This window comes from Ruegeria atlantica (assembly GCF_013033965.1).
Lineage (GTDB): Bacteria > Pseudomonadota > Alphaproteobacteria > Rhodobacterales > Rhodobacteraceae > Ruegeria > Ruegeria atlantica_D.
The window spans coordinates 118844-140866 of the sequence record NZ_WQFE01000005.1 but is presented as its reverse complement, the minus strand read 5'-3'; the positions used below and the strand labels follow the sequence as shown (position 1 = coordinate 140866).

Annotated in this window: 23 protein-coding genes; 10 read left to right on the top strand and 13 right to left on the bottom strand. The window is 58.4% G+C overall.

What is annotated here, in order from left to right; genetic code table 11:
- Window positions 1–56: 56 nt before the first annotated feature.
- Window positions 57–623: a TlpA disulfide reductase family protein gene (locus tag GOW16_RS11795; RefSeq protein WP_170415089.1), complete on the bottom strand. Its 567-nt coding sequence runs from the start codon at window positions 621–623 to the stop codon at window positions 57–59.
- A 21-nt stretch (window positions 624–644) separates the two neighbouring features.
- On the opposite strand from GOW16_RS11795, the gene argH reads away from it, so the two are divergent.
- The 5 genes from argH (at window position 645) to GOW16_RS11770 (ending at window position 6348) form a co-directional block, all read left to right on the top strand.
- On the top strand, window positions 645–2033 hold the full coding sequence (gene argH, locus GOW16_RS11790) for an argininosuccinate lyase (protein WP_170415086.1): 1389 nt from the start codon (window positions 645–647) through the stop codon (window positions 2031–2033).
- Window positions 2033–2215, top strand: coding sequence for an argininosuccinate lyase (locus GOW16_RS11785; RefSeq protein ID WP_170415083.1), 183 nt, complete (start codon window positions 2033–2035; stop codon window positions 2213–2215). The genes argH and GOW16_RS11785 overlap by 1 nt, the downstream gene beginning before the upstream one ends.
- A gap of 81 nt (window positions 2216–2296) precedes the next feature.
- Window positions 2297–2446: a hypothetical protein gene (locus GOW16_RS11780; RefSeq protein ID WP_170415080.1), complete on the top strand. Its 150-nt coding sequence runs from the start codon at window positions 2297–2299 to the stop codon at window positions 2444–2446.
- A 53-nt stretch (window positions 2447–2499) separates the two neighbouring features.
- Window positions 2500–3765 (top strand): diaminopimelate decarboxylase, encoded by a 1266-nt coding sequence (gene lysA, locus GOW16_RS11775; protein ID WP_170415077.1) that lies wholly within the window; start codon window positions 2500–2502, stop codon window positions 3763–3765.
- 36 nt (window positions 3766–3801) lie between these two features.
- The gene (locus GOW16_RS11770) at window positions 3802–6348 is read left to right on the top strand and encodes a TIGR02302 family protein (RefSeq protein WP_368039888.1); all 2547 of its coding nucleotides are present in this window, start codon (window positions 3802–3804) and stop codon (window positions 6346–6348) included.
- A 7-nt stretch (window positions 6349–6355) separates the two neighbouring features.
- Here the strand turns inward: GOW16_RS11770 and GOW16_RS11765 are convergent, their stop codons facing one another.
- Entirely contained in the window at window positions 6356–7093 is a 738-nt protein-coding gene (locus tag GOW16_RS11765) for a zinc-ribbon domain-containing protein (RefSeq protein WP_170415075.1), read from the bottom strand.
- A gap of 184 nt (window positions 7094–7277) precedes the next feature.
- On the opposite strand from GOW16_RS11765, the gene GOW16_RS11760 reads away from it, so the two are divergent.
- Genes GOW16_RS11760 through GOW16_RS11745 form a run of 4 tightly spaced genes read left to right on the top strand, consistent with a single transcriptional unit; the run spans window position 7278 to window position 10183 of the window.
- Complete coding sequence (locus GOW16_RS11760) at window positions 7278–7955, top strand: cell division ATP-binding protein FtsE (RefSeq protein ID WP_170415071.1); 678 nt, start codon at window positions 7278–7280, stop codon at window positions 7953–7955.
- Entirely contained in the window at window positions 7952–8851 is a 900-nt protein-coding gene (locus GOW16_RS11755; protein ID WP_170415068.1) for a cell division protein FtsX, read from the top strand. Before GOW16_RS11760 ends, GOW16_RS11755 begins: the two co-directional genes overlap by 4 nt.
- Entirely contained in the window at window positions 8851–9591 is a 741-nt protein-coding gene (locus GOW16_RS11750; protein ID WP_170415065.1) for a lysophospholipid acyltransferase family protein, read from the top strand. Before GOW16_RS11755 ends, GOW16_RS11750 begins: the two co-directional genes overlap by 1 nt.
- Window positions 9578–10183 carry a pyridoxamine 5'-phosphate oxidase family protein gene (locus GOW16_RS11745; RefSeq protein WP_170415062.1) on the top strand — a complete coding sequence of 202 codons (606 nt, stop codon included), beginning with the start codon at window positions 9578–9580 and terminating at the stop codon, window positions 10181–10183. Before GOW16_RS11750 ends, GOW16_RS11745 begins: the two co-directional genes overlap by 14 nt.
- Here GOW16_RS11745 and GOW16_RS11740 read toward each other — a convergent pair whose 3' ends face one another.
- Window positions 10184–10777 (bottom strand): NAD(P)H-dependent oxidoreductase, encoded by a 594-nt coding sequence (locus GOW16_RS11740; protein WP_170415059.1) that lies wholly within the window; start codon window positions 10775–10777, stop codon window positions 10184–10186.
- 103 nt (window positions 10778–10880) lie between these two features.
- Between GOW16_RS11740 and GOW16_RS11735 the strand changes: the two genes are divergently transcribed.
- Complete coding sequence (locus GOW16_RS11735; protein ID WP_170415344.1) at window positions 10881–11459, top strand: TetR/AcrR family transcriptional regulator; 579 nt, start codon at window positions 10881–10883, stop codon at window positions 11457–11459.
- A 20-nt stretch (window positions 11460–11479) separates the two neighbouring features.
- Here the strand turns inward: GOW16_RS11735 and lpdA are convergent, their stop codons facing one another.
- The 10 genes from lpdA to sucC form a co-directional block, all read right to left on the bottom strand.
- Window positions 11480–12868 (bottom strand): dihydrolipoyl dehydrogenase, encoded by a 1389-nt coding sequence (gene lpdA, locus GOW16_RS11730; protein WP_170415056.1) that lies wholly within the window; start codon window positions 12866–12868, stop codon window positions 11480–11482.
- Between the two features lie 89 nt (window positions 12869–12957).
- Window positions 12958–13347, bottom strand: coding sequence for an MAPEG family protein (locus tag GOW16_RS11725; protein ID WP_170415053.1), 390 nt, complete (start codon window positions 13345–13347; stop codon window positions 12958–12960).
- A gap of 84 nt (window positions 13348–13431) precedes the next feature.
- Window positions 13432–13701: a hypothetical protein gene (locus GOW16_RS11720; RefSeq protein WP_170415050.1), complete on the bottom strand. Its 270-nt coding sequence runs from the start codon at window positions 13699–13701 to the stop codon at window positions 13432–13434.
- 2 nt (window positions 13702–13703) lie between these two features.
- Entirely contained in the window at window positions 13704–15212 is a 1509-nt protein-coding gene (gene odhB, locus GOW16_RS11715) for a 2-oxoglutarate dehydrogenase complex dihydrolipoyllysine-residue succinyltransferase (protein ID WP_170415047.1), read from the bottom strand.
- A 3-nt stretch (window positions 15213–15215) separates the two neighbouring features.
- Window positions 15216–18173, bottom strand: a complete 2958-nt coding sequence (locus tag GOW16_RS11710) for a 2-oxoglutarate dehydrogenase E1 component (RefSeq protein ID WP_170415044.1) — start codon at window positions 18171–18173, stop codon at window positions 15216–15218.
- Window positions 18170–18712, bottom strand: coding sequence for a DUF805 domain-containing protein (locus tag GOW16_RS11705; RefSeq protein ID WP_170415041.1), 543 nt, complete (start codon window positions 18710–18712; stop codon window positions 18170–18172). The genes GOW16_RS11710 and GOW16_RS11705 overlap by 4 nt, the downstream gene beginning before the upstream one ends.
- Window positions 18709–19431: a hypothetical protein gene (locus GOW16_RS11700; RefSeq protein ID WP_170415037.1), complete on the bottom strand. Its 723-nt coding sequence runs from the start codon at window positions 19429–19431 to the stop codon at window positions 18709–18711. The genes GOW16_RS11705 and GOW16_RS11700 overlap by 4 nt, the downstream gene beginning before the upstream one ends.
- A gap of 9 nt (window positions 19432–19440) precedes the next feature.
- Window positions 19441–20322, bottom strand: a complete 882-nt coding sequence (gene sucD / locus GOW16_RS11695) for a succinate--CoA ligase subunit alpha (protein WP_170415034.1) — start codon at window positions 20320–20322, stop codon at window positions 19441–19443.
- A 77-nt stretch (window positions 20323–20399) separates the two neighbouring features.
- A complete protein-coding gene (locus GOW16_RS11690) occupies window positions 20400–20783 on the bottom strand; it encodes a hypothetical protein (protein ID WP_170415031.1) in 384 nt (127 codons plus the stop codon).
- Between the two features lie 32 nt (window positions 20784–20815).
- Window positions 20816–22009 carry an ADP-forming succinate--CoA ligase subunit beta gene (gene sucC, locus GOW16_RS11685; RefSeq protein WP_170415028.1) on the bottom strand — a complete coding sequence of 398 codons (1194 nt, stop codon included), beginning with the start codon at window positions 22007–22009 and terminating at the stop codon, window positions 20816–20818.
- Window positions 22010–22023: the final 14 nt, after the last annotated feature.

The following is a 22023-nucleotide window of genomic DNA, read 5'->3' as shown; positions in this document are numbered from 1 at the left end:
GTCTCCCTGATTAAACACCAGAGAGACTACCACGATTCGGTATTACTCTTGTTCGGTTAACTTTCCGCCCCGACCAGAGTTGAAACGATCGCCTTGGCGCTATCGGAATTCCACTCGGCATCTCCGATCAGGCGGGCGATTTCATTGCCGTCAGGGTCCAGAATGACGGTGATCGGCAAAGCGATTACGCCCATTTTGCGGGCAACTGCCGATTGGGGGTCCTGATGACGGGGCAGGTTATCGATGCCGTTTTCCTCGAAGAACTTCTTGATCCCGGCCGGTGAATTGCGCCCGGTGGCCAGCGTCAGGACCTCGAACTTGTCGCCTCCGAACTCTTCTTGAAGCTCGGCAATCTGAGGCATTTCCTTGCGGCAGGGGGCACACCAGGTGGCCCAGAAGTTTAGCAGAACGTATTTGCCCTTGTAGTCCTCAAGCGTTGCTACGCCACCGTCATCCTCAAGCTGAAATTCAACGGCCTCTACGGGCTTTGGCTCTTTGTGCAGGATCAACCGTTTAAGGGTGTCTTCCCGCAGCGGCGCCAGAGTTTCGGCATCCGTGGCCAAAGCCGCGTTTGCACCCAGGGCAAGGGCCATATAAAGGGGGATCAGACGAAATAGGCGCATATCAACTCCGGGTTTTCTTACATGACCGATCAATCTTCGAACCAGATGTGGGGCGGCCGCTTTGCCGCCGGTCCAGACGCGATCATGGAGGCGATCAATGCCTCGATCGGGTTCGATCAGCGGATGGCAGCCCAGGACATCGCAGGCTCGCGCGCCCATGCCGCCATGTTGGCTGCCACAGGCGTTATAAGTGATAGTGATGCCGAAGCTATTCGGGAAGGGCTGCTCACCGTTTTGTCAGAAATCCAGAACGGCGAGTTTCAATTCTCGACCGCGCTGGAAGACATCCACATGAACGTCGAGGCCCGCCTGAAAGAGATCATTGGTGAGCCCGCGGGCCGTTTGCATACAGGCCGTAGCCGTAATGACCAAGTCGCGACCGATTTTAAGCTCTGGGTCCGCGATCAATTTGATGCGGCTGAATCGGGCCTTTTGGCCCTGATCCGCGCCCTTTTGGCGCAGGCCGAGGCCGGGGCCGATTGGGTCATGCCCGGCTTTACCCACCTGCAAACCGCTCAGCCCGTCACTTGGGGCCACCACATGATGGCCTATGTCGAGATGTTTGGCCGCGACCTGTCTCGCGTTCGCGATGCCCGCGCTCGGATGAACGAATCCCCCTTGGGTGCCGCCGCGCTGGCTGGAACGTCCTTCCCCATCGATCGTCAGATGACGGCTGAGGCGCTGGGCTTTGACCGCCCCGCCGCGAACTCGCTGGATGCCGTCAGCGACCGCGATTTCGCGCTGGAATTCCTGTCGGCCGCCTCGATCTGTGCGGTCCACCTGTCGCGCTTTGCCGAGGAGTTGGTGATCTGGTCTTCGGCCCAGTTCCGGTTTGTTACGCTGTCTGACCGGTTCTCGACCGGATCGTCAATCATGCCGCAGAAAAAGAACCCTGATGCCGCGGAACTGATCCGTGCCAAGGTGGGGCGGATTTACGGCGCGAATACTGCGCTGATGATGGTTATGAAGGGATTGCCGCTGGCGTATTCCAAGGACATGCAGGAAGACAAGGAGCAGGTCTTTGATGCCGCCGACAACTGGATGCTGGCATTGGCGGCGATGGAAGGCATGGTCAAGGATATGACCGCCAACCGGGACAGTCTTGCCGCCGCTGCCGGATCCGGTTTCTCGACCGCGACCGATCTGGCCGATTGGCTGGTCCGAGTGCTGGGACTGCCGTTCCGCGATGCGCATCACGTCACCGGTTCGCTGGTTGCAATGGCTGAAAGCAAGGGCTGTGATCTGCCTGATCTGACACTGGAAGACATGCAGTCTGTCCACGCAGATATCACCGATGATGTCTATTCTGTCCTTACAGTCGAAAATTCAGTAAACTCGCGCCAATCCTATGGCGGCACGGCGCCTGACCAGGTCCGCGCCCAGATCAAGCGATGGAAGGCGCTGGTGTGATGCAGATACTACGTGTGGTCATTCTGATCACGGCCGGGTTTGCCCTGGCCGGGTGCGGAGCGGATGGTGAACCCATCCAACCGTCAATGAGCGCCAATATTGGCGTCGGCAGCAGCGGCACCTATGGCGGTGTCGGTGTTGGCTTGCAACGCGGTGGGCTCGGCGTCTTTTTGGGGCTGTAATCGCGTATAGAAAACTAGCAAAACCATGCCTATCTGTATGGCAGAATAGCCCTGCGCCAAATCCAAAAAGAAGCTGAGACAATGAAAACCATCGGCCTGATCTTGTCCTTCGTTGTTCTGGCGGCATGTGATCCCTCGTACAAACCTCGGCCCAAAGCCGAGGCGAATTCGGGTGGTTCCGGGGTCTCGATTTCGGGCTATGGCCAGGTCGGCATTTCCACATCGAACTGATCTTGCGCGGAATCCATTGATCCGCGAGGCCGTTTCGGTCTAAGCGCGCAGGTATGGATCACTTTCTCTACCGCGACGGCGCGCTTTACGCCGAGGATGTCCCTATCTCCGAAATCGCTGCTGCGGTCGGAACCCCGTTCTACGTCTATTCCACCGCGACTCTGCTACGGCATTTCCAACTGTTCGATGACGCGTTGGACGGAACGGATCATCTGGTCTGCTATGCGATGAAAGCCGCCAGTAATCAGGCGATTCTAAAGACGTTGGCGCAGGCGGGGGCCGGGATGGATGTGGTCTCGGGCGGAGAATATCTGCGCGCCAAGGCCGCCGGAGTGCCCGGTGACAAGATCGTGTTCTCAGGAGTTGGCAAAACCGCGGATGAGATACGGACTGCGCTGAGTGGCGGCATCCGCCAGTTCAACGTGGAATCCGAGCCCGAGATGGAAGTGATCAACACCATCGCGTTGGAGCTGGGAGTGGTCGCGCCAATCACCGTTCGGGTGAACCCGGATGTGGACGCCAAAACCCACGCCAAGATCGCGACTGGCAAGTCCGAGAACAAGTTTGGGATCCCAATCGCGCGCGCCTCCGAGGTCTATGCACATGCGGCCAGCCTTCCGGGGCTGGAGGTGATCGGTATCGACGTCCATATCGGCTCGCAACTGACTGAGTTAGAGCCGTTCGAGATGGCCTACACTAAGGTCGCCGAACTCACGGAAAAGCTGCGGTCTGAAGGTCACAATATCCGCCGTCTGGATTTGGGCGGGGGCTTGGGCATTCCATACACCCGCGCGAATGACGCACCACCGTTGCCAGTGGAATATGGTGCGTTGATCAAGAAAACGCTGGGCCATCTGGGCTGTGAGATCGAGATCGAACCCGGCCGGCTGATTGCCGGAAACGCCGGTCTGATGGTCAGCAAGGTAATTTACGTGAAATCTGGCGAAGGTCGTGACTTCCTGATCCTCGACGGCGCGATGAACGACCTGATCCGTCCGGCGATGTACGAGGCACATCATGACATCGTGGCCGTAAATGAACCTGCTCCAGGCGTCGAACAGCAGCCCTATGATATCGTTGGTCCGGTCTGCGAAACCGGTGATACATTCGCCAAACAGCGCAACATGCCACCGCTGGCACCGGGTGATCTGGTCGTCTTCCGCAGTGCCGGTGCCTATGGTGCGGTGATGTCCAGCGAATATAACACCCGGCCCCTGATCCCAGAGGTTCTTGTGCATGGGGATCAATTTGCAGTTATTCGTGAACGCCCAAGCTTTGACGAAATCATAAACCGCGATACCATACCTGAGTGGCTTTGACGCGATAGGCGCGCGGGCCCGATCAGGAGGCCCGCTTTGCGCGCAAAACACAACCTGCCGATCCCAAGACTGTCCCTGTGGCTGACGCACGCAGGAATGCTGGCCGAGCAGTTTTTGCGCGCGTTTTGGCCATTTTTCTCGGTTTTGATGGCCATTCTGGCGGCTTTGATGCTGGGCTTGCATGACGAGGTCCGCGTCGAAATTGTCTGGGGCGTTGGCGCGGTGGCGCTGTTGGGTTTGGCCGCGACGCTGTTTATTGGCGCAAGGCGATTCCATTTCCCGATGCGGGCCGAGGCGTTGATGCGGCTGGATGAGGCGCTGCCGGGGCGGCCAATTCAAGCTTTGATAGATGATCAGGCAATTGGTTCCCAGGATGCGGATTCGGTTGCCCTGTGGCGCGCGCACCAGAATCGGATGGCACGACGCGTCGCGCAGGCAGAGCCCGTCAAACCCGATCTTCGGCTGGCCGACCGTGACCCTTTTGCGTTGCGCTATTCAGCGCTGTTGGCGCTAGTGATTGCGGCGCTGTTCGGTTCGTTCTGGCGGATCGGCTCTGTGGCCGAGATGACGCCGGGTGCTGCAGTGGCCGGGCAGGGGCCCAGCTGGGAAGGCTGGGTCGAGCCGCCGCGTTATACAGGGCTTCCGACACTCTATTTGGCCGATCAATCCGATCCGACATTATCTGTCCCGCAGGGCAGCCGCATCACTCTGCGCTTTTACGGAGAAGTTGGCGCGCACAGCCTGACCGAAAACACCACGCCCTTGGGTACCGAGGCGGCAACCGAACCGGAACAGGATTTTGTTGTCGACCGCTCGGGGCAGTTGAAGATCGACGGCCCATCGGGCCGGGACTGGACGCTGAACGTCATCGCAGATGCTCCCCCTCAAGTGGCCGTAGCCGGTTCAGCCGAGTCAGAGGCTGGTGGTCAGATGAAACTGCCATTTGCTGCAAGCGACGATTATGGGGTCATTTCCGGCTCGGCGGTGATCGAACTGGATCTAACCTCTGTCGACCGCCGGTATGGCCTGTCCGCCGCGCCTGAGCCGCGCGAAGTCATATCGGTTGAGCTGCCCATGCCAATCACCGGCGACCGGGCGGATTTCACCGAGGACCTGATTGAGGATTTCTCGCAGCACCCTTGGGCGCATTTGCCAGTAAAAATTACTCTGATGGCCCGTGATGCGGCCGAGCAGGAAACGCAATCCGAGCCACACCTGACTGCGCTGCCCGCACGCCGGTTCTTTGACCCGTTGGCGGCAGCAGTGATCGAACAGCGCCGCGACCTGCTGTGGACACGTGAAAACGCAACCCGGGTTTCGCAGATGTTGCGGGCAGTATCGCACCTGCCCGAAGAACTTTTCCGTTCCGACACCGCCTATCTGCGCCTGCGCGTGATTCTGCGCCGGTTAGAGATGTTCAACGAGTACGGGCTGAAGCCGGAACAGCAGGCAGAAATTGCTGAAGCGCTTTGGGAGCTTGGGGTGCTAATCGAAGAGGGCACCCTTGCTGATGCGCTGGAACGGATGCGCCGTGCGCAGGAACGCCTGACCGAGGCAATGAAAAACGGGGCCACCGACGAAGAGATCGCCGAACTTATGCAGGAACTGCGTGAAGCGACGCAGGACTATCTGCGCCAGTTGCAGCGGCTGGCACAGGAGAACGGCGAGTTCGACGAAAACCAGCAAGGCCAGAACGGCGAGACCATGCAGATGACGCAGGACGACCTGCAGCGCATGATGGACCGCATTCAGGAACTGATGGAGCAAGGCCGCATGGCCGAGGCGCAACAGGCCTTGGAAGAGTTCCAGCAGATGATGGAGAATATGCGCGTCACCCAGGGCCAGGGACAGGGGCAGCAGTCCGAAGGCCAGCAGGCGATGGAAGGGCTGGCAGAAACTCTGCGCGAACAGCAGGGTCTAAGTGATCAGGCCTTCCGAGATCTGCAGGAACAGTTCAACCCCGGCGCGCAATCTGGTGAAAGCCAGGGCAACGAAGGCCGCTCGGGCGGGCAGGGACGCGGTCAGAGTCACGAAGGACAGGGTGGCCAAGGACGGGGGACCGATGAGCAGGGCGGCGGCGGCCAGCAAAGCCAAGGGTCACTTGCGGATCGTCAACAGGCTTTGCGCGATGAACTGAACCGCCAGCAGCAGGGATTGCCCGGTGCTGGAACCCCCGAGGGCGATGCTGCCCGCGATGCGCTGGACCGTGCCGGGCGTGCGATGGAAGGTGCCGAAGAAGCTCTGCGTGGCGACGATCTGGCCGAAGCCATCGACCAGCAGTCTGAGGCGATGGAGGCCCTTCGCGAAGGTATGCGCTCTTTAGGCGAAGCTTTGGCGCAAAATCAGCAGAACCAACCGGGACAGGGTTCGCAGGAAGGCGACATGCAAGCCAACAACCGTGACCCATTGGGTCGCAGCCCCGGGGCCAACGGCACAATCTCGACCGACGAAAACTTGCTGCAGGGTGAAGACGTCTATCGCCGCGCGCGCGAGTTGCTGGACGAAATCCGCCGCCGGACTGGGGAATCGGATCGCCCCCAGATCGAACTGGAATATCTCAAACGTTTGTTAGAGAGATTCTGATGTGAGGTCAGTTCTGAGACGTGCCTGAGCCGGCCTGTGTCTCAATCCACAAACGTGCCTGATCGACCAGCGAGACATAGCTGCTGAGAACCGGATCGGCCTGCGGGACCGCTTCGGAAATCTTCTGCGAGTTGCTGTAAATCAGCAGCAGGATCACCCCGATGATCAGAATCAGCAGAAACCCGCGCCGGAATCCGCCGGATTTTCGTGGCGGGGGCACATCCTCGTCCAACTTTGGCAGGGGATCGTCACTGCGCAGGCTGGAATTGATTGCCTCGACATCGGGCAGTGCGTCTTTCTGACCGGAATCCTTCGCGGTTTCCGTTGCGATCAGGTCCTTGGCGGCCTTTTCCACTTCGGGAGGTGCGTCTAGCGCCAAATCGGTCTGCGTCTCAAGGCTGCCGCCTTCCTGCGCGCGTAGGTCCGCTTCCCGTTCTGCCTCTTCCTTGAGGATATTGGCAACAGCCGGATCGACATTCCCGGTTGAGGATGCCTCGGCGGGCTCTGGCGCTGATTTGGGCTCTTCGACAGGCTTCGCGACAATCTCTGTGCTTGCTGCCTTTGCCGCAGGTTCGACCACGGGCGTAGCGGGTTCCGGCTTTACCGGTTCAGCCGCGGTTTCGGGGTGCTTGGCCTGAAACCATGTCTTTTCGCAGTTGGAACACTGCACATCGCGGCCTTCCTCAGGGATGACCTCGTCTGGTACTTCGTACTGAGCACCACAATTCGGACAAGTAAGACGCATGCTGCCTCCCGGTCGGGGCGCCGACCTGATAATAGTTTTTTCAGGAATGATATTCCGTTAAGACCTGACAGCAAAGGGTGTTTTCGGTTTCCAACGTCAAGTGTCACCAAATCGACCCGGTGCAGGCATTGAAACCACAACCGCGCTCGGGCAAGAAGAGCGGCAACAATAAACGGGGGCCCTTGTGATCGAGCTGGAAAACGTCAGCTACACCTATGGCGATGGTGAATTGCTGAGCGATGTTTCGCTTCAGTTGCAGCCGGGGTCGTTCCATTTTCTGACAGGTCCGTCGGGTGCGGGCAAGACGACATTGCTCAAGCTGTGTTATGGCGCGTTGCTGCCCACGTCGGGCCGGCTGAACGCTTTTGAGCAGGACATAGCACGTCTGGACCGGGATCAGATGGCACTGTTGCGTCGCCGGGTCGGAGTCGTGCATCAGGATTGCCGGTTTCTGGACCATATGACCTTGGCTGAAAACGTCGCGTTACCATTGATGGTGTCTGGCAAGGGCGAGAACGCTCAGAAAGAAGACCTGTTGGAATTGCTGAACTGGGTCGGGCTGGGCACACGTCTTGATGCGCTTCCGCCCGAGCTTTCGGGGGGTGAACGTCAGCGTGCAGCGTTGGCGAGGGCGGTGATCCTGTCGCCAGACGTTGTGTTGGCCGATGAACCGACCGGCAACGTGGATTGGGAAATGTCCCAACGGTTGCTGCGCCTGTTGGTCGAGTTGAACAAGATGGGCAAAACCGTGCTGATCGCGACCCATGACCTGAGCCTGATACGCGCCGCCAAAAGCCAGGTTCAGGCCCGCGTCTTGCGCATTTCCCAGCGTCAGATTCAACTGGCCGGAGCGGATCTATGAGCAAAGATACCATCCGCAGCCTTTTGGCGCGCGACAAACGCGCGGACCGGGTTGTTCCTCCGTCCGGCTACACGGCGCAGCTGACCCTGTTCGTTTCCGGCGCGATGGCCTTTTTGGCCGTATTCGCACTTGCATTATCGCTGGCCTCGGGCCGACTGGCCGACCGTTGGGCATCGGAACTTGCCGGAGCCGCCACCTTGCGCATCAACGCGCCTGCCGAGCAGCTTGCCGCCCAGACCGAAGCTGCGCTGACCGTGCTGTCGCAAACCCCCGGCGTTGCGTCTGCCCGTGCCTTGAGCGCGGAGGAACAGGTTGCACTGTTGTCCCCGTGGTTCGGTCCGGATTTGCCGCTGGACACGCTGCCGGTGCCACAACTGATCGAAATCATCGAGGGCGAACCGGGGCTTGATGCGGCGGGATTGCGCTTGCGGCTTGGTGCCGAAGTGCCCGGAGCCGTGCTGGACGACCACTCGCGATGGCGCGAGCCGCTGGTCGAGGCGGCACGCTCGTTGCGGCGGTTGGGCTGGGTGTCTATCCTGCTGATTGGCGGTGCAACGGCGGCGATGATTACGCTGGCAGCCAATGCCTCGCTGGCGGCCAACGCACAGATCATCGAAGTGCTGCGCCTGATTGGTGCCCGTGATCGTTTCATCGCAAGAGCATTTGTACGGCGGTTCACTTATCGCGCATTCTTTGGCGCGCTGGTCGGTATGCTGGTTGGCATGACGGGCGTTCTACTGTTGCCCGAAGCCTCGCAAGAGGGCGGTTTTCTAACTGGATTGGGTTTTCAGGGGGTTGGCTGGCTGTTGCCTGCGCTGATACCTCTGCTGGGGGCTGCGGTGGCGTTCTTGGCCACCTGGACAGCCGCCGTACGTAAATTGAAGGAGCTTTCCTGATGGCCACAGCGATTCAATGGGTGCGCTCTTTGATCTTCATGATCGTGATTTATGTGTGGATGCTGATCCTTGGCATTGTATTCGCGCCCTACGCGCTGTTTGCCAAACGCGGCGCTTTGCAAGCTTGCAAAACCTATGCGCGTTCGACGATGTGGTTGGCCGGTTGGATGGTGGGTATTCGCTGTGAGGTTCGCGGAGACGTTCCCGTGGACGAGGTCGTGATCGGTGCCAAGCACCAGTCCTTCCTCGATATCATCATGATCTTCGCCGCCATTCCGCATGGTAAGTTCATCATGAAGAGGGAACTGCTGTATACCCCGGTTATCGGCCTTTACGCCCGTCGCCTTGGGTGCATTCCAGTCGATCGGGGCAAAAAGGGCGCGGCGGTTGCCAAGATGGTCAAGGACGTGTCCAAAGAGTTTTCCGAGCCCGGCCAGCTTGTGATTTATCCGCAGGGCACGCGGGTCGCACCGGGGGTTCAGAAACCCTACAAGGTCGGCACGGCAGTTCTGTATGAAGGGCTGGGTTTTCCTTGTGTGCCTGTCGCAACAAATGCGGGCGTATTCTGGCCGCGTACCGGAGTCATGCGAAAACCCGGTCTGGCGATCGTCGATTTTCTTGATCCGATTGAACCGGGCGTCGCACGGGATGTCTTTCTGGGACGCCTCGAAGACGTTATTGAGACGCGATCCAACGCGTTGATGCGAGAAGTGGGGTTTGATCCGGATGGAGTACGTTAACGACATCGAAGCGCTCGAAGCGCTGTACGGCAAGGCTGGTGCGGCGTCACTGCGCAAAGTCGCGCGGCATCTGACGCCGCTGTACCGCAAATGGATCATGGCTTCGCGCTTGTGTATCCTCAGCACTGTCGGCCCCGATGGCGTCGACGGCAGCCCGCGTGGTGACGACGGCCCGGTCGTGTTGGAGCTTGACCCGCACACGCTGGCGATGCCGGATTGGCGCGGCAACAACCGTCTGGACAGTTTGCGAAACATTGTGCGCGATCCGCGTGTGTCTTTGATGTTCATGGTTCCGGGATCTGACAATGTGGTCCGGCTGAACGGAACGGCCAAAGTGACCTCGGATGAGTCGTTGAGGGACCGTTTCGAAAAACAGGGTAAGCGTCCTGCTACAGTTATCGTCATCGAAATTGCCGAGGTTTACACGCAATGCGCCCGTGCCCTGATGCGCGCGCGCACATGGCGCAGTGGTGACGAGGCGGTCCATTTGCCTACAGTCGGCGAAATTCTGGCTGAAGCATCCGATGGTGAGGAATGGGGCGCGCGCTATGATAGGGAATGGGGCGCGCGCGCCGAGAAAACCATGTGGTGATTATGCCGCCGCGGCACCAATTCTGGCGACCTTGTTTATCCAGCGGTCCACGCTGCCGGGTTTGGGATAGCTGGCACCAGCGAAATAGGTAAATCGGGTCGGTTTGAACCCGACAAATCCCAGAATCTGTGCACGGACCTGACGGATCAAGGCCTGGCGATAGATCAGGCGCATGAACCAGCCGGGGGTGTCTGACGTCAGGATGACACGTGCCGTCCGTCCGGTCAGCATAGGGGCCGGAAATCCGATTCTGGTCGTATTGCGTGTATCGAACGTGCGTCCGGGGATAAAAGTCCGGTCAATCAGACCTTTCAGTTTTGCAGGCAATCCACCCCACCACATTGGCGTTGTCAAAACCAGATGCTCGCTCCACTCGAAGTCCTGCAGGACCTTTTCAAGTACCGGCTCTAACGGTTTGAAGTCTTCATAATTGCCCTGACCAAAATCGTGGTCGAACTGCAATTCACTAAGGTGAATCATTCGAACGTCGTGCCCCTGTTTCCGGGCCGCATCGGCATAGGTTTCGGCAAAGGTGCGCGACAGGCTGGTGTCGCCTGGGTGTCCGTCGAGGATGAGAATTTTCTTGGGTTTCATTGGGAATCTCCAAAAAATGACCATGGTCAGTTTTTAGAATTATAAAGTGACCATGGTCAATATTAAAATTTGACCGCGGTCAAAAAACATGCAAACAGGGCTTATGCAGAAGACAGTTCAAAAAAGAACACTCAAAACCCGCGCACGATTAATCGTGGCCGCCGAGGACGTTATCGAGCGAAACGGCTATCAGGCTTTGCGAGTAGAGGATGTTGTTCAGGCCGCCGGCGTCGCCAAGGGGACCTTTTTCGCGCATTTCCGGGACAAAGACGCACTAATGGAAATGCTTATCGGTGAAAGGCTGGTTGCCTGTTTCGATCAGGTCGAACAGGGTTCGGTTCCCCGCACGGCCCCCGAAATCGCCGATGCCCTGCAACCGATCCACGCGTTCATGACGTCCGAGCGTTATGTGTTTGATCTGATCATTCGATATTCAGGCGCTACGGCGATCACCGAAATTGGGCCCATCGCGCGCTGCTTTGAACGCTATGTCCGGCTGGTTGCTGGCTGGTTGGAAACCGCAAAAGTACGCCATGACATTTCCCCCGATCTGCTGGCCGAAGGTGTTCAGGCTTTTGCTATTCAGTCGATGTCGCTGAAGTTTTGCGCTCTGCACGAGGCGCAGAGCTTTTCAGACAGGTTGGAAATCTATCTGGATGCGTGGTTGACCCCGGCCACCTGAGGGCCGCCGGGGTCGTTGTATCAGCTGTGGATTGGTCCGTCGCCGCAAGCCAAGGCAGCTTCACGGACGGCTTCGGAATATGTCGGGTGGGCGTGGCAAGTCAGGGCCAGATCCTCGGCCGAGGCACCGAATTCCATTGCGACACAGACCTCGTGGATCAGGTCGCCAGCGCCCGGACCGATGATATGGCATCCCAGAATGCGATCAGTCTCTTTGTCAGCGAGAATTTTGACGAAACCGTCTGTCATCAAGTTCGCCTTGGCGCGGCCGTTGCCCATGAACATGAATTTTCCGACCTTATAAGCGCGGCCCTGTTCTTTCAGAGTCTCTTCGGTTTCGCCCACATTGGCAACCTCGGGCCATGTGTAGATCACACCGGGGATAACGCCGTAGTTCACGTGGCCATGCTTGCCCGCAACCTGCTCGGCGGCGGCCATACCTTCGTCTTCAGCCTTATGAGCCAGCATCGGGCCTTCGGTCACGTCACCGATGGCGTAAACACCCGGCACATTTGTCTGCCAGTCGGCACCCACCTTGATCTGACCGCGCGGTGTCATTTCAACGCCCAAAGCTTCAAGACCCAATCCATCTGAGTACGGTTTGCGGCCGGTTGCGACCAGCACGGTATCCGCCTCGATCACATGCTCGCTGTCATCCTTGCGCAGCTTGTAGGTCACCTTGGCTTTGGTCTTGGTGGCTTCGGTTTTTTGGACCGCAGCGCCCATGACAAATTTCAGGCCCTGTTTCTTGAGGATGCGCTGGAATGTTTTCTGAACTTCAGGGTCCATGCCGGGGGTGATCGCGTCTAGGAATTCGATCACAGTCACCTCAGCGCCCAGACGCTGATAGACCGAGCCCAGCTCAAGCCCGATTACACCTGCGCCGATCACAACCATCTTTTTCGGAACCTTGCCCAGCGATAGCGCACCGGTTGAGGTCACGACAACCTTTTCGTCCACCTCGACACCAGGCAGCGAGGACGGCTCGGACCCCGATGCGATGATGATGTTCTTGGCGGTGTGGAGCTCGTCACCCACTTTGACCTGACCGGCTGCAGGGATCGAGCCCCAGCCTTTCAGCCAGTCGATCTTATTCTTTTTGAACAGGAACTCGATGCCCTTGGTGTTACCGTCGATGGTTTCCTGCTTGTAGCTTTGCATTTGTTTCCAATCGACCGAGGGGCTTTTGCCCTTCAGACCCATCTTGGCAAAGTTGTGCTCGGCCTCGTGAAGCTGATGACTGGCATGCAGCAGCGCCTTCGAGGGGATGCATCCCACGTTCAGGCACGTGCCACCCAGAGTATCGCGCCCTTCGACACATGCGGTTTTCAGGCCCAGCTGAGCGCAGCGGATGGCGCAAACATAGCCGCCGGGGCCCGATCCGATTACGATAACGTCATAATTTGCCATGTGTCATGTCCTTGTCGTTTACGGGGATGGCGGCAATTGTCTGCACACCGGGACGTCTCCCCATTACTTTATCCACGCCGGCGTCTGAATCAAAAGACAGCAGCCAGCAACATTACAGTGTTGGCCGACAGGCCAACGAGCCAGATCACGGTTCGCCAAGGCGTCCAACCCAAAGCGTAGGCCGGGACATAGAGGATACGGGCGACCAGATAGATCCAGCTACAGGCGGCTGTGAAACCGTTCGATTGGCCCGAAACCGTCACAACAAGCGCTGCGATTGCGAACAAGACCAACCCTTCGGTGTGGTTGCTGAGCGCGCGATGCAGGCGTCCCGAAACGCCAGGCTTGTCAAATGGGGTATCACGTGGACCAACTGCATGGCCAAGGTCAATCTTACCGTGTCCCGCAGCCAGATAGGCCACGAATTGTACGACCCACAGTAGCGCGGCAAGGGTCAGGACGGTTAGTTCAGTGGTCATCCGTTGGTTCTCTTTGATCCGTCGAAAGTCATCGCCTTACCCATTCGTGCTGCGCCCCCGACGCGGAGGCGCAGTCGCATGCCTTCAGACAGGTTCCAGAACCTTGACCTGAATATGTGCCACACCACCGCGTTCGTGATGCATCGCCAGTTCTTCAGAGTCGAAGAAGTTCTGCGCTTTTTCCAGATCGGTCACTTCGAACATGGCAACCGCATGATCTTTCTGATCCGGGTCTTTCCAGATATGGAGGTCGCGGATGCCCGCGGCCTCCCTCATCGGTTTGTCTTCCTGAAACACCTTTAGCCAGGCATCGAAATCGGCCACGTCAGCTTGCCAGAGTACATGTGTTGCCATGATTACAGATCCATCAGCAGGCGGCGCGGATCTTCCAGCGCCTCTTTCACACGTACAAGGAACGTCACTGCGCCCTTGCCGTCGACAATCCGGTGGTCATAAGACAGAGCCAGATACATCATCGGGCGGATCTTGATCTCACCATTTATGACCATCGGACGGTCCTGGATCTTGTGCATGCCCAGAATGCCCGATTGCGGCGGGTTCAGGATCGGAGAAGACATGAGCGAGCCATAGACGCCGCCGTTCGAGATGGTGAAGGTTCCGCCCTGCATCTCGGCCATCGAAAGTTTGCCGTCGCGTGCGCGCTTGCCTTTTTCGGCAATGGCTTTTTCGATGGCGGCAAAGGACATGCTGTCTGCATCACGGATGACCGGAACAACCAGGCCCTGCGGCGTGCCGGCGGCAACGCCCATGTGGACGAAGTTTTTGTAGACGATGTCGGTGCCATCAATTTCGGCGTTGACTTCGGGAACTTCTTTCAGCGCGTGGCAGCAAGCCTTGGTGAAGAAGGACATGAAGCCCAGTTTCACGCCGTGCTTCTTTTGGAACAGCTCTTTGTACTCATTGCGCAGGGCCATCACCTCGGTCATGTCCACCTCGTTGAAGGTGGTCAGGATTGCCGCGGTGTTTTGCGCATCTTTCAAACGCTTGGCGATGGTCTGGCGAAGGCGGGTCATGCGCACGCGCTCTTCACGGGCGGCGTCCTGCGCCGCAACCGGCGCCCGAGGCGCTTGTGCCGGGGCAGGAGCGGCCGCTGTAGGAGCCGGGGCTGCAGCTGTTGCTGCCGCGCGGGCGACATCCTCTTTCATGATCCGGCCATCGCGACCGGTGCCGGTGACTTGATCTGTGGACAGGCCAGCTTCGGCCATCGCCTTTTCAGCCGACGGCGCATTGGCCACATCTTTGCCGGTACTTGTGGTTGTAGCCGGGGCTGCCGCCGCTTGTGCCGGAGCCGCTGCTGCACCTCCTGCCGCGCCTGAGATAACCGCCAGTTTGGCTGTCGCGTCTACAGTTGCGCCTTCGGGTGCTACGATTTCAGCAAGAACACCCGCAGCCGGGGCCGGAACCTCGACCGAGACTTTGTCGGTTTCCAACTCGCACAGCATTTCGTCCTGCGCGACGCTGTCGCCGACCTGCTTGAACCAGGTCGAAACAGTTGCTTCGGTCACGGATTCACCCAAGGTCGGCACCATGACGTCAACACTGCCGCTGGACGCCGCCGGAGCTGCCGCTGCCGCAGGGGCTGGTGCAGCGGCCGGGGCTGCGCCTTCACCGGCGGCGATGGTGGCCAGCAGAGCGTCAACACCAACGGTTTCGCCTTCGGCGGCGACAATTTCGCCCATCACGCCAGCGACAGGAGAGGGGACTTCGACCGTGACCTTGTCGGTCTCCAACTCACACAGCATTTCATCAACGGCTACAGCGTCACCGGGTTTCTTGAACCATGTCGCAACCGTGGCTTCGGTAACCGACTCGCCAAGCGTGGGAACACGAACTTCAATCGTCATCGTTTACTTTCCTTCAATGCTCAGCGCTTCGTTCACCAGCGCTTCTTGTTGGGCTTTGTGTTGGCTGGCCAGACCCGTTGCGGGCGAAGCCGATGTGGCGCGGCCGACGTAACGCGGCCTTGTGTGCTTGGCGCCGATGCGGGTCAGAACCCACTCAATATTCGGTTCGATAAAGGTCCAGGCACCCTGGTTCTTGGGTTCTTCCTGGCACCAGATCATTTCGGCCCCCTTAAAGCGCTCAAGCTCGTTAATCAGCGAATGCGCCGGGAAGGGATAGAACTGTTCGATCCGCATGAGGTACACGTCGTCGATGCCGCGCGCGTCGCGTTCTTCCAGCAGGTCGTAGTAGACCTTGCCGGAACACATCACCACGCGTTTGACCTTGTCGTCCTTGACCAATTTGGTGTCTGAGTTGCCATGTTGCGCATCATCCCACAACACGCGGTGGAAGCTTGAACCGGTGGTGAATTCTTCGGCCTTGCTGACCGCCAGCTTGTGACGCAGCAGCGATTTGGGTGTCACCAGAATTAGCGGCTTGCGGAAGGTGCGGTGTAACTGACGGCGTAGGATGTGGAAATAGTTCGCCGGTGTCGTGCAGTTGGCCACGATCCAGTTGTCCTGGCCACACATCTGCAGGAACCGTTCCAGGCGCGCCGATGAGTGTTCGGGCCCTTGACCCTCGAAGCCATGAGGCAACAGGCAAACCAGACCGGACATGCGCAGCCACTTGCTTTCGCCCGAGCTGATGAACTGGTCGAACATGATCTGTGCGCCGTTGGCGAAGTCACCAAACTGCGCTTCCCAAAGGGTTAGCGCATTCGGTTCTGCCAGCGAAAACCCGTATTCGAAACCCAGAACCGCATATTCGCTGAGCATCGAGTCGATCACTTCATACTTCGACTGCCCTTCGCGAATGTTGTTCAGCGGATAAAACCGTTCTTCGGTTTCCTGATGCACGAACCCCGAGTGGCGTTGGCTGAACGTCCCGCGCGTTGCGTCCTGACCAGACAAACGTACCGGATAGCCTTCGGTCAGCAACGAGCCAAATGCCAGAGCCTCACCCGTCGCCCAGTCGAAACCTTTGCCGCTTTCGAACATCTGTTTTTTGTGGTCCAGCAGACGCGCGACTGTCTTATGTACCGCAATATCGTCGGGCGCGTGGGTTAACGCGTTGCCAATCTCAGCTAAAGTTTCCGGCTTTATCGCAGTGTCGCCGCGGACATATTCATCTTTGTTCTTGTCCAGATGCGACCAGCGCCCGTCCAGCCAGTCGGCCTTGTTGGGCTTATAGTCCTTCCCGGCCTCAAACTCATCATTCAGATGTGCCTGGAAGGCGGCTTTCATGTCCTCGATTTCGCCTTCGGGGATCAGACCGTCTTTGACCAGACGTTCCGTGTACAGCGACAAAGTGGTCTTATGCGTCTTGATCTTCTTGTACATGATCGGATTGGTGAACATGGGCTCATCGCCCTCGTTGTGACCAAACCGGCGATAGCAAAAGATGTCGATAACCACGTCCTTGTGGAACTTCTGACGAAATTCGGTCGCTACCTTGGCGGCATGTGTCACAGCTTCGGGATCGTCTCCATTCACGTGGAAGATCGGTGCCTCAACCATCAGGGCGATATCCGTGGGGTAGGGGCTCGAGCGGCTGAAATGCGGCGCAGTTGTAAAACCGATCTGGTTGTTCACCACGATATGCATTGTGCCGCCGGTTTTATGACCCTTTAGGCCCGACAGGCCGAACCCTTCGGCCACAACACCCTGACCCGCAAAGGCCGCATCGCCGTGCAACAGGATGCCCATCACCTTGGTGCGGTCTTCGTCACCCAACTGATCCTGTTTGGCGCGGACCTTGCCCAAAACAACCGGGTTCACCGCCTCAAGGTGCGAGGGGTTGGCAGTCAGCGACAGATGGACGCTGTTGCCGTCAAACTCTCGGTCGCTGGACGCGCCGAGGTGGTATTTCACGTCGCCGGAACCGTCGACATCTTCGGGTTTGAAGCTGCCGCCCTGGAACTCGTTGAAGATGGCGCGATAGGGTTTGCGCATCACATTCGCCAGAATGTTCAGACGGCCCCGGTGCGGCATACCGATGACGATATCGCTGACACCCAGCGCGCCGCCGCGCTTGATGATCTGCTCCATCGCGGGGATCAGCGCCTCACCGCCGTCCAAACCAAAGCGCTTGGTGCCCATGTATTTCACATGCAGGAACTTCTCGAACCCTTCGGCCTCGACCATCTTGTTCAGGATTGCCTTGCGGCCTTCCTTGGTGAACTGGATTTCCTTGCCGTACCCTTCGATCCGCTCTTTCAGCCACGCGGCTTCTTCCGGATTTGAGATATGCATGTACTGCAGCGCGAACGTGCCGCAATAGGTGCGTTTCACGATTTCGACGATCTGGCGCATGCTGGCCATCTGCAGCCCAAGCACGTTGTCGATAAAGATCGGGCGATCCATGTCGCCCTCGGTGAAGCCGTAAGTCTTGGGGTCCAACTCAGGGTGGGTGCTGGCCGCGCGCATGCCCAGCGGGTCCAGATCGGCGGCCAGATGGCCCCGGATGCGATAGGCCCGGATCAGCATCAGCGCCCGCAAACTGTCCAGCACCGCACGCTTTATCTGATCTTCACTGACCTGAACGCCCTTGGCTTCGGCCTTGTCCTTGATCTTGTCGCCCGCTGCCTTAGCATCGATTTCGGCCCATTCGCCCGTCAATGCACCGGTCAGATCATCCGTCGGCATCGGCGGCCAGTCGGTCCGTGCCCAGGACGGCCCTTCGGCCTCGCGCTGGACGTCCGGGGTGGCGTCGCCCATCTGCCGGAAGAACTCGACCCAGGCAGCATCCACCGCGTTCGGGTCCTTGGTGTACTGGGCATAAAGCTGCTCCAGATATTCGGCATTATGCCCCTGCATAAAGCTAGAGGCATGAAAGGCAGAGTTGGGCGTATGTTCGGTCATTGGGCTACCTCATGTGGGTTGGGACCGTATTGATTGGTGCCTGGCTGGCTGGGGCGGGTCAGCCACCACAGAACCAGGAGGGGCGACACAAACAAAACAAGCAGTGTCGGGATAACGACCAGCAACGTGGCGCGGGTGAACAGGATGTCCAGATTGCCGCCATGCTGGAAACTGGAGGCAAGGCCGATGCCGAAGAACAGAACCGCCCCGGCACCGAGGATCAGCAGGATCGGTAGCAAGGCAAAAAGCCCGCTGCGCCCGGTGTCATGCATCCGTCGCCACGCGACGGCCAGATGCGGGACAAACACGATCAGGCCGACGATGCTTTGCACCGGCGCAGAGGACGTCGCAGTTACGGCTTTGACCTCGTCAGTCTGGCTGACCGAGACCTGAGTGAAGAACTGCCAGTCGATGATGCCAGCGATGAAGTTCCAGATCACGATGAACAGGAAAAAGAACCAGTATTCGGGCCGCGAGGCACGACCCGAGAAGGTGAAGAACTTGGAGAAACAGGTGCGGATGGCGTCAGAGAAGGTCATGAATCCCCCGCTTGGTACGTGTAGGAGTATCCGGTTCCAAAACCTGTTACATAGTTAAGCCATTCCAAGTCCTTGACCTCAAGTATGTGTGGATAAGGTGCATGAATGGAAGTGCGGTACGTGACTCGGGGGTCGGGCCAATCAAGTTTCGGATTTCTGGTGCGTTCCGAGATCACCTGCGATGTGCCGGAAGGGTTTCTTTTCAATTCCGGTCGGCTGAAGGCGTTTCCGAGTTCACGAGAGGCTTTGCCTTGCCCAAATATTGCTGTGCAAGAGCTTTTGTACTCTACAAAGTCTTTTTCAGATTTTTGATCCGAACCCCCGAAGTCAACGAATATCAGAAGCGCGGAATTGTGTGCGGAAAAAGCCACGTAGTGAGCTTGATCGTTCAAGCGTGCTTGGCCAATCTCAGGGCGGCTGCAATCCATTGGGAGTTGGCCAAGGCAAAATGTTCCATTTGTATTTTCGGGGTCAATCTCGTCCGACTTGAGAGAGGGCAATGCGATCCAAACGGTTCGGTCAACAACTTCTTCAGCCTCCGCGCCTTTGACTTGCTGCCAACCCAAACCTTCTGCTCGCTCTACGAGGTCTGTAATGGAAGAGTAGCGAGCCTCGCACATATCAATAGTCGCAATGGCGGATACTTCTTCTTCTGCCGCAATTGGTGCTGCCAAAAGAAAAGACGCTAGTGCGAGAATTGAAACTCTAGCGAGGCTCATCAACGTCACTTACCCAATCGCTTCCAGCACAGCCTCACCCAGCTGCGCCGGGCTTTCGGCCACGACGATGCCGGCCGAGCGCATGGCTTCGATCTTGTCCTCGGCACCGCCCTTGCCGCCGGCGACGATAGCGCCCGCGTGACCCATGCGGCGGCCCGGAGGGGCTGTGCGGCCTGCGATGAAACCGGCGGTCGGTTTCCTGCGGCCTTTCTTGGCCTCATCCGCCAGGAACTGCGCGGCTTCTTCTTCGGCTGAACCACCGATCTCACCGATCATGATGATCGACTCAGTTTCATCGTCGGCCAGGAACCATTCCAGCACGTCGATATGCTCGGTGCCTTTGATCGGGTCGCCGCCGATGCCCACGCAGGTGGATTGGCCCAGACCCACATCGGTGGTCTGCTTGACGGCCTCATAAGTCAGAGTGCCCGAACGCGACACAACGCCGACCGAGCCGCGCTTGTGGATGTGGCCGGGCATGATGCCGATCTTGCAGGCGTCGGGCGTGATGACACCGGGGCAGTTCGGGCCGATCAGGCGAGATTTCGAACCTTCCAGCGCGCGCTTCACCTTCATCATGTCCAGAACCGGGATGCCTTCGGTGATGCAAACGATCACTTCCATCTCGGCATCAATCGCCTCAAGGATCGAGTCCGCCGCGAACGGCGGCGGAACATAAATCACCGAGGCGTTCGCTTCGGTCACCGCCTTGGCCTCGTGGACCGAGTTGAATACGGGCAGGTCGAGATGGGTCATCCCACCTTTGCCAGGGGTCACGCCGCCGACCATCTTGGTGCCATATGCGATGGCCTGTTCAGAGTGGAATGTGCCCTGCGAGCCGGTAAAGCCCTGACAGATCACTTTGGTATTTTCGTCGATGAGGACTGCCATTTTGTGGCTCCTTTAGAAAATTGTCTGTTCGGCGACTGTGTCGCGCGGGTAGAGATGAGAACGGACAGAGCGCATAATCACGAAGTCACTCCGATCTGGAATGTCCCTTCTCCTGCACCGTTACCAATTCCGGGGATGTAGATTAGGGGCCCGTTCGGATAGCCCGTAAACTGCTGCAAAATACTGCCCGGAATGCGAGTGGCATTTCCGTAGCGTTGTTGCAGCACCGTATAGGCGTCAGTTCCGGGTGCTGGACGTGCACGCATCGAGCAAAGCATTTTGCCGTTGCTCAGCGTCTGACGTTCGAATGAAACGGCTCCACCGGTTGGGTCGCCGCCGCCATTCTCGCAGACCTGCTTAAATGCATTCAGTGCTGTATCCATTGTAACTGCCGGAAGAGCACGTACCTGGTCGGCCCTGGAGGGCGGCGCGTCGCAACCCGCCAGACCGATCAGAGCCATTACTGCTCCGACTATCGCGAAACGTGACGCCATTAACCCTTAACCGCCTTCACGATCTTCTCGGCACCGTCTTTCAGGTTGTCCGCCGCGATCACGTCCAGGCCAGAGGTGTTGATGATCTCTTTGCCTTTCTCAACGTTCGTGCCTTCCAGACGCACGACCAGCGGAACCTTAAGGCCGACCTCTTTCACTGCCGCCACAACGCCCTCAGCGATCACATCACAGCGCATGATGCCGCCGAAGATGTTGACCAGAATGCCTTTGACCTGCGGGTCTGAGGTGATGATCTTGAACGCCTCGGTCACTTTCTCTTTGGTGGCACCGCCGCCCACGTCGAGGAAGTTGGCAGGCTCAGCCCCGTAAAGCTTGATGATATCCATCGTCGCCATTGCAAGCCCCGCACCGTTCACCATGCAGCCGATTTCACCGTCCAGCGCGATGTAGTTCAGGTCGTATTTCGACGCTTCCAGTTCCTTGGGGTCCTCCTCGGTCGTATCACGCAGTTCGGCGATATCAGGGTGGCGGTAAACCGCGTTGCCGTCAAAGCCGACCTTGGCGTCCAGAACTTTCAGGTCGCCGCTGTCCGACACGATCAGCGGGTTGATCTCCAGCATCTCCATGTCTTTCTCAACGAAGGCGGAATACAGCTGGCTCATCAGCTTGACGCATTGCTTGACTTGCGCACCTTCCAGGCCCAGCGAGAACGCGATGCGGCGTCCGTGGTAGGGCTGATAGCCGGTTGCCGGGTCGACCGAGAAGGACAGGATTTTCTCGGGCGTCGCTGCGGCCACCTCTTCAATGTCCATGCCACCTTCGGTCGAGCAAACGAACGAGATGCGGCTGGTCTGGCGATCCACAAGCAGCGCCAGGTACAGCTCACGCTCGATACCGGAACCAGCTTCGATATAGATGCGGTTAACCTGCTTGCCTGCGGGGCCGGTTTGATGTGTGACCAGTGTGCGGCCCAGCATCTTTTTGGCCTCTTCAGCGGCTTCTTCAACGGATTTGGTCAGACGGACACCGCCCTTTTCGCCGGCGTCGGACTCTTTGAAACTGCCCTTGCCGCGGCCACCCGCGTGGATTTGCGCCTTAACGACCCAAAGGGGGCCATCCAGTTCACCGGCTGCGGTTTTGGCTTCCTCGGCGCGCAGAACCGCGCGACCTTCGGAGACCGGAGCGCCATAGCTGCGAAGAAGCGCCTTGGCCTGATATTCGTGAATGTTCATCGAAACTGTCCTGT